We start from the raw sequence: 14,108 nt of genomic DNA on the forward strand, positions 1-14,108 counted from the left end.
GTTACAGGGGCTTTTTATATCTTTTCTTCATAAGAAGCAACCTTATAAACTAGTTGAGCCAGTCACAAGAGCAACAGCAGGAAGGCTGTTTCGTGCTTGACCTTCTTTTTCTGTAAAGAAGGCAGAACGCGAGGTGGTAAGAAGCTCTGGTTCTTTGCGGGTTCCAGTCGGTCAGCAGGAGGAAGTATAAAACTGTACGAAGGCGCTGAAATAGCCCCTGATAGGGCAAAGCCGAAAAGCAGTAATATAATAGTAATCACAAATTAATTCTTAATACTAACCTTAAACCAAAACACAATGAAGAAAGTCTTACTCTTTTGCTTTATTCTGGTAAGTGCCCTGCTGCAGCAGGCCATGGCCCAGGTTAGAGCAATTACAGGTAGAGTGACCGATGCCTCTACCGACCAGCCTTTACCAGGTGTGGCCGTTCTCGTAAAGGGTACGACCACAGGCACGGCTACAAGTGCCGACGGCTCCTATTCCATCAATGTTCCGGAAGGCGGAACAACACTTGTATTCCGCTTTATCGGCTACACTACCGTTGAGCGTGCAATTGGAAATGCGACTACTGTAAACGTTGGCCTTCCGATCGATAACAAGCAGCTCGATGAAGTAGTAGTAACCGCTCTTGGCTACCAGCGTGAAAAGGAAACGCTTCCGTACTCTGTGGGTGCTGTAAACAGCGAAAATTTAACCTACGCTAAATCCAACGACGTAAGTACGGCGCTTGTTGGTAAAGTACCAGGTGTGATCATCCAAGGTTCGCCAAGCTCCTCATTCGACAATGGTAACGTCGTTATTCGTGGCGCGAACAGTCTGAACACTACACAGCCTCCGCTTTATGTAGTGGATGGTACCATCACGGACCAGAACTCAGTTATCATGGATAACGTGGAGAGCATCTCTGTGCTGAAAGGCGCTGCTGCTACTGCACTTTATGGTTACCGTGCTGCTAACGGTGTAGTTATCGTAACCAGCAAAAAAGGACGTAAGGGCACTCCTACTGTAGACCTTAACTTATCTGCTGCTTTCGAGAACCCATCTGTAATGATGCCTTACCAGAACCAGTACGCGGCAGGTTATACTTCCAACTCCAGAACTCCTGGCTCAACTTACGATGCAGAAGGATATTACATTTTCAGGTATGATCCGAAAGTACACCCGGAAAATTGGGCTTCTTTTGATGGCCAGCGCATCCTGGATTATGGTGCCGACGAAAGCTGGGGTCCTAAAATGAACGGACAGCCGTATCGCCCTTACTACTCCTGGTATCCTGGTGCAGATTTCGGAAAGCTTGTGCCACTTACGGCACAGCCTGATAACATCAAGAACTTCTACGAAACAGGTAAGAACTTCAACAACAGTATCGGTATCAGCGGGGGAGGCGATAACTACTTGTACAGACTGACTTATGCAAATCAGAATCGTACGCTGATCGTTCCTAACGCGGAGCGCGACCAGCACCAGGTAGGCTTGAACACTTCCTTGGATATATCTAAGAAGCTGACGGCATCTGCCGATATGACCTTTACCTACACCGGCACAAAAGGACAGCCACAGGAAGGTTACCGCCTGGATGGTTTGAACGTGACGCAGAACTTCAACCAGTGGTTCCAGCGCCAGCTTGACCTGGAAAAACTGAAAAACTACCGTAACGAAGATGGTACCCTGCAGTCCTGGAACATCGGTGACCCGAACGGTACCGGCGACCCTAGCCTTTACCTGGCTCCGCAGTACTGGGATTCTCCATACTTTGTGATCAACGAAAACTATGGCAAGACCGGCTCAAACCGTTTGGTGGGTAACCTGGGGTTAAAGTATAAGTTCAACGACTACCTGAACTTACAGTCATATGCCCGTATGAGCAACAGAAGTGCTGAAGGCGACTTCCGTATTGCTTCCGGCGGTCTGAACACCGATGGCTATACCTTGTGGCAGAACACCAGAAGAGAGATGAACTATGAGTCAAACCTGAACTTCAAGCGTGCATTCGGCGATTTCTCTATTGATGCAGTTGTAGGTGGTAACATCAGCAAGAATTACTACAACCAGTTAGAAGAGAACACACAGGGCGGTCTTACTTTCCCGAACTTTTTTGACATCAGCGCCTCTGTAGCCCGTCCGCTTGTTACACGTGGTTATGCTGAGAAGACTGTACGCAGCTTGTACGGAAGATCTTCTTTCGGCTATAAGAGCATCCTGTTCGTGGACGCTACTTTGAGAAATGACTGGTCTTCTGCACTGCCGGAAGCGAACAACTCTTATCTGTATCCATCCATTGGTGGTAGCTTTGTATTTACAGAACTGTTTAACAACGATGCCCTAACCAACATCCTGACCAGTGGTAAATTGAGAGCATCATGGGCACAGGTAGGTGCTGACCTTGATCCTTATAGTGTTTACATTTCTACTAACAACAACCCGCTTTACGGTAGCAATGCATCCGCAGAAGTTGGTAACCAGTTCAGGACAGGCAATATCAAATCTGCTTTAACTACATCTTGGGAAATTGGTACAGACCTGCGCTTGTTCGACCGCGTTGGTTTAGAAGTAACCTACTACGTTGATGATAACAAAGACCAGATCCTGCCACTGAACATTGACCCAACCACAGGTTTCAGCACGTACCAGATTAACGCCGGTAAAATCCAGCGTAAAGGTATAGAGGCTGCCTTGCTTGTATCACCTTTCCGTGGTGACTTTACCTGGGATGCAACCCTTAGCTTTGGCAGAAACCGCTCTAAGATTGTGGAACTGGCAGATGGCCTCGAGAACTACCTGGCCAGCACACAGCGTAACGATACCCGCTTGGAGCACCGTGTAGGCAAAGAGTGGGGTATGCTGGTAGGCCGTATGTGGCAGCGTGATGCCCAGGGCAACGTGTTGGTAGGCTCTAACGGTATCCCGTTGTATGAGATCAACAAAGAAAAAGGTACTATACAGCCTGACTTTACCGGTGGTTTCTTCAACAGCTTCAGCTACAAAGGCATTAGCCTTGCCTTCTCCCTTGACTTCCAGAAAGGTGGTCTGTTCCACTCCCTGACCAAGATGTACGGTTACGGATCTGGTTTGCATGAGAACACAGTTGGTGTAAACGACAAAGGTCATGACTGGAGAGACTTCCCTTCTAACGGTGGTGGTATCCTGATCCCGGGTGTATATGCACCAGGCACTAAGATCGGTGGCGTAGACAAGAGCGGCCAACCTAATGAAACCTATATTCCTGCCCGTAGCTACTTCTATACTTCTCTTCAGCGTGATAACATCAACGCTAACGTGATTGATGCTTCTTACCTGAAGCTGCGTGAGGTTCGTTTGGGTTACGAACTACCTAAGTCAATACTGGGAAGCATGATCAAAGGCGCTAACCTGGGCATTATGGTAAGCAATGCCTGGCTGATCAGCGCACCTGGAAAAGAGTTTGGTGTAGACCCATCTGAACTGGAAGAAACCTGGTATGAAGGTGGTCAGTTGCCATCTACCCGCACAACAGGTCTTAACCTGAGAGTAACATTGTAAATTTTAAACTTTGCATTCGTATGAAAAATAAATTCATATTATTTATAGCTGTGCTTTTCGCAATGGTTGCCTGCGACCCGAGCGAGTTCGACGATATTAACGTCGACCCACGGCAGGTGAAAGAAGCGCCTACCCGTACGCTGCTGACCTTTTCACTGCAGCAGCTTCCTTTCACGACCTGGAATTCACCAATCCGTAACGTAGCCGGTTATGGTACAGAGTACATGGCACTTTACTCTCAGCACCTGGCGGAAGGTCCTTATCCTGGAAGTTCGTTGTATAATGTCCGAAATCTTTCCTGGACAGCCTGGTATACTGGTCCGCTTTATAACCTGCAGACCATTATCAACCTGAACAACGAGGATAGCAAACTGGCAGACCTTGGTAACGGTTCCAAAGACAACCAGATAGCAGTTGCCCGTATTCTGAAGGCGTATTACTTCTGGTTCCTGACAGATATCTATGGCGACATACCATACTCTGAAGCCCTGAAAGGCAATGAGATTCTGCAGCCAAAGTATGATTCTCAGGAATCGATCTATACTGACCTGTTCAAGGAACTGAAAGAGGCGCAGGCCATGATCAAAGAAGACGAGGCTGGCGTAACCGGCGATATCCTGTTGGGTGGCGATATGGCTGCCTGGAAACGTTTCGCAAACACCACCCGCCTGTTTATGTCGCTGCGTTTGATGAAGAAAGATCCAGGCAAAGCACAGGCTGAAATGACAGCTGCCCTGACTGATGGTGTGATCGAGAGCAACGCTCAGAATATTACCCACCAGTTCATTGGTGGTGACCCGAACAACTGGAACCCATGGTACGAGAACTACTCAAACGACAACCGTAACGACTATGCTCTCAGCGCTACCCTAGGAAACTATATGCTGGGTACTAAAGATCCGCGTGTGTTTGTATATGGTGAAGTTCTGAATGGTTCAGAAATTAAACCACTGGCTTACGGAAGCTCTGCAGCCAAGAACATACCAGGCATCTACAGCCGTATAGGTGCAAGCCTGCAGGCTGATAACACGGAGGTGCCAATCTTTACGTATGCGCAGGTACAATTTGTAAAAGCTGAGGCAGTACATAGAGGCTTCTCTATCCCTGTTGAAGGCTCTGCTGCTGAGCTGTACAACAGTGCGATCAAAGCATCATGGGAGTTCTGGGGCGTATACGACGAAGCTAAATTCAATGAGTTCATCGCAGATCCGAAGGTGGCTTATACTTCGGGCGATGCTGGTCTGGAGAGAATCATTTCGCAGAAGTGGGTGCACCAGTACCTGAATGGCTTCGAAAGCTGGACTGACTGGAGAAGAACCGGGTACCCTGTGTTGGCGCCAGCACCAGATGCTGTTGACACACGAGGTATTCCGCGTCGTATGGGTTATCCGTCTAACGCCAAGGCGCTGAACGAGAAAGGCTATACTGAAGCTGTTGCCCGTCAGGGTGCTGACGACAACTACACCAGAGTATGGTGGGATGTGCAGTAAGCCACTTTAAAAGAAATTCGTTGATTAAATAAGGAGATTAAAAATACTAGGTAGTAGTCTTCTTCATTGAACAAAAGGCCACCGGTTTCCGGTGGCCTTTTTTAGTATAGTAACATTCTATAACGTGTTGCCTTCTAGTGTGAGACGAATAGTAGACTTGCAATGTAGCTTGTGAGACAGGATATGTTCTAGCATTATGCAGACATGAATTAAAGCATGTTAATAGATAAATATACGTTTTTTCTATACTTATTTGGAATTACAAGAAATAATACATAAACTAGATATGTTTAAATTCTCACCTTAAACCTAAATAACTATGATAACATCTTTACTTTCCTTAAGTATTCCTCCTGACTTCCCAGCAATTCCTTCTTACGCTACAACCTTGGTGTAACGGGTTACACCATAAAAGAAATAACAGGTTATGCCTCCTTTCACAAAGGATGGCCATGTTTTGCGTTTTCTACAGACACATATGCTCCTTAAGGTAAATGATTTATCATCATCTCATTAACCTGAATACATACAAAGAGCAATATTACAACTGTTCCAAAATCTGAATAAAACTCTACTAACTGCAGAGGCCATAGGGAAGCATAAACAGCTTCTTAGCCTTGGTGCTTTAAGTGCAAGGTTTTCGAAGTGATAGTATTCACTTGTTCCGGTCATGTTTTCTCAGTATATGAGAATCATCCTATTGATCTGGTTACGACATAGATTACCATTTCCGTTTTATTTCACACCTTAAACAAACAGCAAAATGAAAAAACTATTACTGTTATGTTTTTGCTTGGTTTCGGTACTGCTACAGCAGGCCATGGCCCAGGTAAGAGCTATTACCGGTAGAGTGACGGACGCCTCTACCAACCAACCGCTGCCAGGGGTAGCAGTATTGGTGAAAGGCACATCAGCAGGAACTGCCACCGGGGCTGATGGTACTTATTCCCTTAACGTACCTGAAGGAGGCACAACGCTTGTATTTCGCTTCCTTGGTTATACTACAATCGAGCGCGCCATCGGAAATCAGGCAACCATCGACGTTGGCTTACCAGTGGACAACCAGAAGCTGGAAGAAGTGGTTGTAACTGCGTTGGGCTTTAAAGAAGATAAAGACAAGGTTGGCTCTTCTACCAGCCAGGTATCTGGTGCGCGCGTGGCCCAGTCAGGTGAAACAAGTGCTGTAACCGGTCTGAGTGGTAAAGCTTCCGGTGTTCAGATAACAAGATCATCCGGTGACCCGGGTGCCGCTGCTTACATTCAGATCCGTGGCCAAAGTACAATTACAAACTCCGTACAACCTCTCGTTATCATCGACGGTGTTCCTGTGAGCAATAGCTCACTTGGCTCAGGCGTTGGTGGAGTAGTGCAGCAGTCTCGCTTAAACGACATCAACCCGAACGATATTGCTTCTGTTCAGATCCTGAAAGGGGCCTCTGCTGCTGCTCTCTGGGGATCGCGTGCGGCCAATGGTGTGATGGTAATCACAACCAAAAAAGGCCAGTCGGGTAAAGGTAAGATCAATATTGGGTATGACGTTACCTACTCTCTGGATAAGATCAGCTACACCCATGACCTGCAGGATACATATGGTCAGGGATTGGGAGGTGTTTACTCTCCTGCATCGGCGTATTCTTTTGGCGATAAGGTGGCAAGCAGATCCGGAGGTGCTGACGAGGTTGATAAGTCAGGCCAAAAGTTTGTAGCGCAGGATGGTACAGAATACTATCCAATCACTAAGAAAAACGACCGTTCTACTTTCCTGGATGAGAACTTCGATGCTGTATTTCAGAACGGACACTTCCTGGAGCAGAACCTGAGCTTTAGCGGAGGTGACCAGGACGGTAACTTCTTCGCCAGCATCTCTGACCTGAACCAGGAAGGTATTATCCGCAATAACAGCGACTATCGCAGAACCACTGCCCGCATCAATGCTGAAAAAAGGCTAGCTCCGTCATTTAAGGCAAGTGGTAATGTAACTTACTCTAAAATTGGCTCTAACCGTATACAGCAGGGTTCTAACACCTCTGGTTTATACTTGGGTTATCTGCGCAACGCACCTGACTTCGATATCAGAGATTATAAAGGTACTTACTTTAATGCCGGTGGTGATGCGTTCCTGAACAGACACCGTTCCTATAGAAGATACCTTGGCAACAACCCTAACCCGATCTATAACAACCCGCTCTGGACGATTAATGAACAGCAGAATACAAGTGATGTAGACCGTGTATTGGGCTCTTTTGAGTTGAACTACGAACCTACTACGTGGCTGAACTTCATTGCACGTGCCGGTGCTGACCATTATACTGACCAGCGCTTAACGTTCTTCCCTTTTAACTCTGCAGAAAACGGGGGTAACGGATTGGGAACAGAGCAAACGATTGCTGAAACGCAACTGAATGCTGACTTCATCGCGCGTGCCAACCATACATTTGGCGATCAGTTTACCGGGTCTTTCCTGGTAGGTATGAACCTGAACCAGCGAACCTACAATGAAATAGGTGGTACATACCGAAACTTCATCCTGGGACAGGATATCAGCAACTTCTCTAATGCAACCAATGAGAATACAACGCCATTCGACTATGAGTCTACCCGTCGTAACTCTGCTGGCTATGCAACAGCTACCTTTGGCTTCAACGACATGCTATACCTGAATGCATCAGGCAGACTGGAAGCAGCTTCTACGTTTGGCTCACAGGCAAAAAGCGCATTCTTCTATCCTTCAGCTGATGTTGCTTTCCAGTTCAGCAAACTTGCACCGTTTGCAAACAGCAAGATACTGAGCTTTGGTAAATTACGTGCAGGCTATGGCGAAGTGGGTGTTGAACCTGGACCTTATTTGACGACAGATGACTGGGTACCTGCTTTCTTCGGTGAGAGCTGGGGCCCTGGCCTGGATGCCAATGCCTATGCAGGAGCATTTATAAGAAATGATGTGAAAGGCAACCCGGAACTGAAACCGGAACGCAAGAAAGAGCTTGAATTTGGTACAGACCTGCGTTTCTTCGCTGATCGCCTGACATTAGGTGCCACCTACTATAAAAACAAGACAGTAGATGCCATCTTTAACCTTCCTGTTTCTCCTTCCTCAGGCTATTTGAATAAAACGGACAATGCAGCGACGCTTGAGAACAGAGGTATTGAACTGGAATTTGACGGTCTGATTTTAAAATCAGAAGACTTCTCGTGGAACATAGGTGGTAACTGGTCCAGAAACCGCAACGAGGTTACAGACCTTAGAGGCGTAGAATCACTCTTCTTAGCCGGCTTTACTGGTGTGTCTTCAAGAGCTGTTGAAGGCCAGCCTGTTGGTGTGCTGTGGGGCGTTGGCTACGAGCGCAACGAAGACGGTACTATTGCCACAGACGAGTTTGGTTTCCCGCTGTCTGCTAGTACGGAAAGTGTGATTGGTGACCCTAACCCGGATTGGAGAGGTGGCCTGAACACAAGGCTGAACTACAAAGGCTTTAGCTTTTATACCTTGTTTGAGTTCTCCCAGGGTGGTGATATCTGGGCAGGTACAGAGGGCGTACTACGTAACTTTGGTACCTCAGCCTACACAGACGTAGAGACTACGCTGTCTGCACAGCAGGCAGGTTCCACTTATCTATATGGTGGCAAGTTAGTTTCTGATGTATATACTCCGAATGCAGATGGTAGCTATACTTTCCGTGGCAGGTTGGAAGATTTCGGAGGCGGCCCGGTTGCATTGGACCAGAGTTACTTTACAACCATAGGCGGTGGCTTTGCGGCTAACGGGGAGCAGTTTATCCAGGATGCCTCCTGGTCCCGCATAAGAGAGATGACCCTTTCTTATACACTCACCAGCGAGGGCTTCAGAAATCTAACCAGGCTACAGTCGGTGCAGTTCTCTTTAACAGGCCGCAACCTGGCCATCTGGTCAAAAGAGTTTAAAGGTGTTGATCCGGAGACAAACCTGACCGGTACAGGCAACGGCCGTGGTCTTGAGTATTTTAACAACCCTGGTACAAAGTCGTTCCTGGCCTCTATCAGAGTTAATTTTTAATACATCAACTAAATACACTTATGAAAAAGATACTTAGATATATATCAATCTTCTCACTGGCTGTATCCGTGATGGGATGCGAGAGCTTTGTGGATGGCTTTGAAGAAGATCCGAATAACCCAAGCGGGAAATCTGTTGATGTAAACAACATGATTCAGGGGGTGATGCTTGCCGATGCGCTGCTCCATGAAGGTGAAATGGCGCGTCTGACCGGTATGTGGACCAATCAGTTCACCGGCGTTGACAGGCAGTATGTAAACCTGAATGAATACCGGGTTTCTGCCGGTGATTTTGACAGCCCATGGTCTACGATGTACTACGGCACTATTGCGCAGGCTCGCTTGGCTAAGAAAAAAGCAAGAGCTGAGCTAAACCCGAAGGTAGAGGGGGTAGCGCAGGTACTAGAGGCGCATGCTGCCGGAACGGCTGCTGCGTTGTTTGGGGATGTGCCGTTCTCGGAAGTGACCGTATCAGAAACTCCTGTTTTCGATCCGCAGGAAGAAGTGTATAACAGCGTACAGGTGCTACTGGACTCTGCTATCACCAACCTTGAGCTGAACAAAGGTATACTTAAAGCAGAAAAGGACCTCTACTACACGGGAAATGCACAGAACTGGGCACGCGTTGCTTATACCTTGAAAGCGCGCTACTACCTGCACACCGGCGACTATGCCAAGGCAGAAGAAGCAGCTTTAAAAGGTATTTCTTCTCCTGAAGGAAACATGGTTACGCCGCATGGTGAAGCCTACTACAGCCTGAACGTTTTCTATTCGTTCGGCCAGTCTGAGCGCGTGGGTTATATGACAGCAGAAAACGCATTTGCGCCGCTGTTGCTTGATCCGGCTCAACAAGGCACCTTCGCGAAGAACCGTAACAATGCTAAAACAGACGAAACCGGTCGTTTTAACTTTTACTACACCGGCGAGGATGGAGCTTATGATCTCAACTATGCTGATACAACAGCTTACGGATACAATCAAGGATACTCTATGGTGACCTACGCTGAAACACAACTTATCATAGCTGAGGCGCGTGTAAGACAAGGCAACGTAAACGGAGCTATAGATGCCCTAAATGCACGTAGAACCGCTCTAAACGCAATATATGGCAGACCAGCAGTACCTGCAGTTCCTGCAACACCAACGACACCAGAGGTGCCAGCCATTCCGGAGTACAAGCCATACCAGATGTTTACGCTTGAAGATTTTGCTATAGGCGGTATTGAAAACAACGGTTCACTCTCTCCGGAGCAGGCCTTACTTATGGAAATTATGGAGGAGCGTTATGTTACATTTATTGGGAACATAGAGGCTTTCAATGATGCCAGAAGAACGGATAACCTGCTGGGTATTCCTGTTAAAGGAACTGCCAACAAATTGCCGGAGCGTTTCCTTTATCCACAAAACGAGGTAAACTCCAACCCTAATACTCCAAATCCGCTTCCTGATTTGTACGAGCCTACCGCTCTTAACAAATAGAAGTTGATAGTATAGCAAAGGTTAAAAGCTTATTAAATAGTAATTTTAGTTTTCTCACAATTAAAGGCTTCCGGTTACCGGAGGCCTTTTTTATTTATAGATCAGAAACACCGCCGGCTGCTTGTGTATATCCGGCAACTGGTTCTTCCAATCAGCTATGGTTTTGGTCTGGATGAGTTCGTGCTCGGGCGAGGTGATGTTGGCAGCGATGCAGAGGCGGGTAGAGCCGCTGAGTGTTTGTACCAGGTCTTCGAGCAGCTTGTTGTTGCGGTAGGGCGTTTCCATGAAGATCTGGGTCTGGTCGCGCTGCAGCATTTCTTTTTCGAGGTTACGTAGCGCCTGCAGGCGTGGGCCTTTTTCGATGGGTAGGTAGCCATGGAAGGCAAAACGCTGGCCGTTGAAGCCGCTTCCCATCAAGCTCAGAAGTATAGCAGACGGACCGGCGAAAGGCACCACTTTTATACTTTTCTGATGTGCATACTTAACCACTTCGGCACCCGGATCGGCGATGCCCGGGCAACCTGCTTCGGATATGATGCCGGCATCTATGCCTTGCTCCAGCAACGGCTTTAGCGATGCCTGTACCTGAGCGGGGGTGGCGTCTTTATCTATCTGTAAAAAATTCAGTTGCTCGATTATTAGCTCCGGGCAAATGCTCTTAACGTAACGGCGTGCCGTGCGCAGGTTCTCCACGATGAAATAGGTAAGGCGGCGCACTGTGTCCTTTACCTGTGGTGATATCACCTGGTCGGCGGTGTCTTCAGCAAGTATGGTCGGTATCAGGTATAAGGTGCCGGTCTTTTTCATAGCGCAAAGGTAGGGGTTAATTGCTGATTGTTGAATGGCTAAATTGTTGAAGGGCCGCCAAAAACACAAACAGCCACGGCGTTGTGACAGTGGCTGTTTGGTTGCCTGGATCAGGATTAACAGGACAACTTAGGATGTACAGAATTATAAAGTATAAACTTGCATTACTCCCTTACTCTCTGCTATTGCTCATTAAGGTTATCCTGTTAATCTCCAAGAATCCTGAAAACCTGATTCAGAAAGATCAGTCAGTGCTCAGGAACCTTGTAACCAGTTCGTATACTTTATCCGGAGCTTCGGCATGCACCCAGTGGCCTGCTTCCGGTATGGTTTCTACTTCTACCAGCGTGAACAGGTGCTCGATGCTGCCGTATACGTCTTCTGGTTTTATATACCTTGACCTGCCTCCTTTGATAAAGAGGGTGCTTTTTTTGAAAGGCGTATCAGAGGTGATGGGAGCGGCTATCTTCTCGTAATTCTTCTCAATGGCGTCCAGGTTCATGCGCCAGTCGAAGGTGTTGTCTTCTTTGCGGTACAGGTTCTTCATCAGAAACAGGCGCACTTCGTCTTCATGTATAGTTTTGGCTAGTTGCGCATCTACCTCGCTCCGACTTGTTACGGTGCTCAGGTCCACCGACTGCAAGGCATCAATGATCTCGTCGTGGTGCGGCGGATACGCTTTGGGGGCAATGTCTACCACAATCAGTTTGGTAAGGCGGGTAGGATACTTCAGCGCATAGTTCATGGCTACTTTGCCGCCCATGGAGTGGCCCATAATGGCCGGTGTGGGTATTTGTAGCTCATCTACCAGCTCCAGTACGTCAGCGGCCATAACATCGTAGTTGTGCAGATCGTCGTGTGGGGAGCGGCCGTGGTTGCGCAGGTCTACCAGGAACACGTTGTAATGCTCAGCCAGGCGCCTGGCCAGGGTCTGCCAGTTATCGGATGTGCCAAACAAACCGTGCAGTATAATCAGCGGCTGCCCGTGGCCCATCTCTCGGTAGTGTAGTTTCATGTCTTCAGTGAACAGTAAATCAATTATCAGTAAACAGTAATAAGCTTACGGGAGAAGTTGTATTGTTGGTTAATGGATAGACTTTTTACTGGATATTTGCCACAGGCTAAGTATTACAAGTAATAGCAATATCGTGAGAGCTGGCCAAAGTGCAGCCGCCCCAGAACGGTAAGGGGACAGATGGTATTCAATCTTTTCAGACAGCGTCATATAATCGTAAGGGTCATAGGAGTGGTAAACATCCGGAGTGCCACAAACAAATAGGTATGGAGTATCTTCTTTTGGTTCTGGTTTTTTCAAGACCCAGATACTGTTATCATAAATAGCAAAATACCTAATGCTGTCCTGCTTGAAAAAATTTAAGAGGCTTACAAAGGAGCCATAGGAAGCAGAATCCTGAAAGATAAAGCGTATGCCATTAACCGTATCTGTTTCCTGATACATCTGCCGGATAAATGCTTGGGTGTTTTTGATGGCAGGCACATCTTGACCACTATTTCCGGTAAGTATAATTTCTTTGTAATTCCTTACTGGAAAAGGGAAATGCTCTTCAAGATCGGGGTGCCAAGCATTCACCTCTATAAGCCGCGTATCTAAATTTCTCAGCTCATCCTTTCCAAAATAAACCAACATCAGAGGCACCAGGATCAAACTGGTCAATCCCGGTACATAGTATAATTTTCTATACTTGCCTCTGCGCATACTTTTCGCCTAGATTACTCTTATCAGCTTTTCTCCGTTTTCGCGTTCTTTCAGCACTCCCAGCGGCTGCAGCTCTAATCCATACTTTTGAAACACCTGCAGTACCTCTTCGCGTCCGGCCGGGTCTACGGCTACCAGCAGGCCGCCGCTAGTCTGCGGGTCGCAGAGCAGGTGCTTCTGGTCTGGGGAAAGGTCTGCTATTTTGTGGCCGTAGCTGTCGAAGTTGCGGTGCGTACCGCCCGGTATGGCTTTCTGTGCCAGGTACTCCAGCGCCTCCGATATAACCGGTACTTTGTCGAAGTATACTTCTGCACTCAGGTTGCTGCCTTCGCACATCTCTGAAAGGTGGCCCAGCAAACCGAAACCAGTTACGTCGGTCATGGCTTTTACCTGTGGTAGCTGGCCGAGCTCCGCTCCGATCTTGTTGAGCTGCATCATTTGCTGCGGCGCCAGGTGTGCGTGCTCCGGCTTAAGTATGGCTTTTTTCTGTGCCGTGGTAAGTATACCAACACCCAGCGGCTTGGTCAGGTACAGCTCGCAGCCTGCCGTGGCGGTATCGTTGCGTTTTAGGTTGGGGATGTCGAGCATGCCGGTTACGGCCAAACCAAAGATCGGCTCCGGGCTGTCGATGCTGTGGCCGCCGGCCAGTGGTATACCGGCTTCATGGCATATGCTGCGGCTGCCTTCAATTACGCGCTTGGCTACTTCTGGTGCCAGTTTATCCACGGGCCAACCCAACACGGCAATAGCCATCATAGGCGTGCCGCCCATAGCGTATACATCCGAAATGGCGTTGGCCGAGGCGATACGGCCAAAGTCGTAGGCGTCGTCTACGATTGGCATAAAGAAGTCGGTGGTGCTGATCACGGCGCGGCCGTTGCCGATATCGTACACGGCGGCGTCGTCGCGGGAACTGTTGCCCACCAGCAGGTTCTTGTTCTCGGGATAACTTACCTCCGTGTGCAGGATGGCGTCGAGCACCTTGGGGGATATTTTGCAGCCGCAGCCGGCGCCGTGGCTGTACTGGGTCAGTTTTATGTCTTGTGAGGTTGTCTCTTCCATGG

8 protein-coding genes are annotated in these 14,108 nt (G+C 48.0%); 4 read left to right on the plus strand and 4 right to left on the minus strand.

Annotation, left to right across the window (positions count from 1 at the left end):
• The first annotated feature begins 297 nt into the window (after positions 1-297).
• The 4 genes from MJ611_RS19235 (at position 298) to MJ611_RS19250 (ending at position 10,520) form a co-directional block, all read left to right on the plus strand.
• Positions 298-3,519 (plus strand): SusC/RagA family TonB-linked outer membrane protein, encoded by a 3,222-nt coding sequence (locus tag MJ611_RS19235; RefSeq protein ID WP_250432077.1) that lies wholly within the window; start codon positions 298-300, stop codon positions 3,517-3,519.
• A gap of 20 nt (positions 3,520-3,539) precedes the next feature.
• Positions 3,540-5,009, plus strand: a complete 1,470-nt coding sequence (locus tag MJ611_RS19240; RefSeq protein ID WP_250432078.1) for a SusD/RagB family nutrient-binding outer membrane lipoprotein — start codon at positions 3,540-3,542, stop codon at positions 5,007-5,009.
• A 763-nt stretch (positions 5,010-5,772) separates the two neighbouring features.
• Positions 5,773-9,042, plus strand: coding sequence for a SusC/RagA family TonB-linked outer membrane protein (locus MJ611_RS19245; RefSeq protein WP_250432079.1), 3,270 nt, complete (start codon positions 5,773-5,775; stop codon positions 9,040-9,042).
• Positions 9,043-9,062: 20 nt separating this feature from the next.
• Positions 9,063-10,520: a SusD/RagB family nutrient-binding outer membrane lipoprotein gene (locus tag MJ611_RS19250; RefSeq protein WP_250432080.1), complete on the plus strand. Its 1,458-nt coding sequence runs from the start codon at positions 9,063-9,065 to the stop codon at positions 10,518-10,520.
• 90 nt (positions 10,521-10,610) lie between these two features.
• Here MJ611_RS19250 and MJ611_RS19255 read toward each other — a convergent pair whose 3' ends face one another.
• From MJ611_RS19255 to selD, 4 genes are all read right to left on the minus strand, one after another.
• On the minus strand, positions 10,611-11,327 hold the full coding sequence (locus MJ611_RS19255) for an SAM-dependent methyltransferase (protein WP_250432081.1): 717 nt from the start codon (positions 11,325-11,327) through the stop codon (positions 10,611-10,613).
• A gap of 244 nt (positions 11,328-11,571) precedes the next feature.
• Complete coding sequence (locus MJ611_RS19260) at positions 11,572-12,342, minus strand: alpha/beta fold hydrolase (RefSeq protein WP_250432082.1); 771 nt, start codon at positions 12,340-12,342, stop codon at positions 11,572-11,574.
• 69 nt (positions 12,343-12,411) lie between these two features.
• Complete coding sequence (locus MJ611_RS19265) at positions 12,412-13,044, minus strand: hypothetical protein (protein ID WP_250432083.1); 633 nt, start codon at positions 13,042-13,044, stop codon at positions 12,412-12,414.
• Positions 13,045-13,053: 9 nt separating this feature from the next.
• Positions 13,054-14,106, minus strand: coding sequence for a selenide, water dikinase SelD (selD, locus tag MJ611_RS19270; RefSeq protein ID WP_250432084.1), 1,053 nt, complete (start codon positions 14,104-14,106; stop codon positions 13,054-13,056).
• Between the last annotated feature and the right edge of the window lie 2 nt (positions 14,107-14,108).

It is taken from the genome of Pontibacter ruber (assembly GCF_023630205.1).
In the GTDB taxonomy this organism is placed as follows: domain Bacteria; phylum Bacteroidota; class Bacteroidia; order Cytophagales; family Hymenobacteraceae; genus Pontibacter; species Pontibacter ruber.

Excerpts from the sequence above, each read along its gene's own strand:
- selD (WP_250432084.1), bottom strand. The coding sequence starts at position 14,106 with ATGGAAGAGACAACCTCACAAGACATAAAACTGACCCAGTACAGCCAC.
- MJ611_RS19235 (WP_250432077.1), top strand. The coding sequence starts at position 298 with ATGAAGAAAGTCTTACTCTTTTGCTTTATTCTGGTAAGTGCCCTGCTG.
- MJ611_RS19240 (WP_250432078.1), top strand. The coding sequence starts at position 3,540 with ATGAAAAATAAATTCATATTATTTATAGCTGTGCTTTTCGCAATGGTT.
- MJ611_RS19255 (WP_250432081.1), bottom strand. The coding sequence starts at position 11,327 with ATGAAAAAGACCGGCACCTTATACCTGATACCGACCATACTTGCTGAA.
- MJ611_RS19260 (WP_250432082.1), bottom strand. The coding sequence starts at position 12,342 with ATGAAACTACACTACCGAGAGATGGGCCACGGGCAGCCGCTGATTATA.
- MJ611_RS19250 (WP_250432080.1), top strand. The coding sequence starts at position 9,063 with ATGAAAAAGATACTTAGATATATATCAATCTTCTCACTGGCTGTATCC.
- MJ611_RS19245 (WP_250432079.1), top strand. The coding sequence starts at position 5,773 with ATGAAAAAACTATTACTGTTATGTTTTTGCTTGGTTTCGGTACTGCTA.
- MJ611_RS19265 (WP_250432083.1), bottom strand. The coding sequence starts at position 13,044 with ATGCGCAGAGGCAAGTATAGAAAATTATACTATGTACCGGGATTGACC.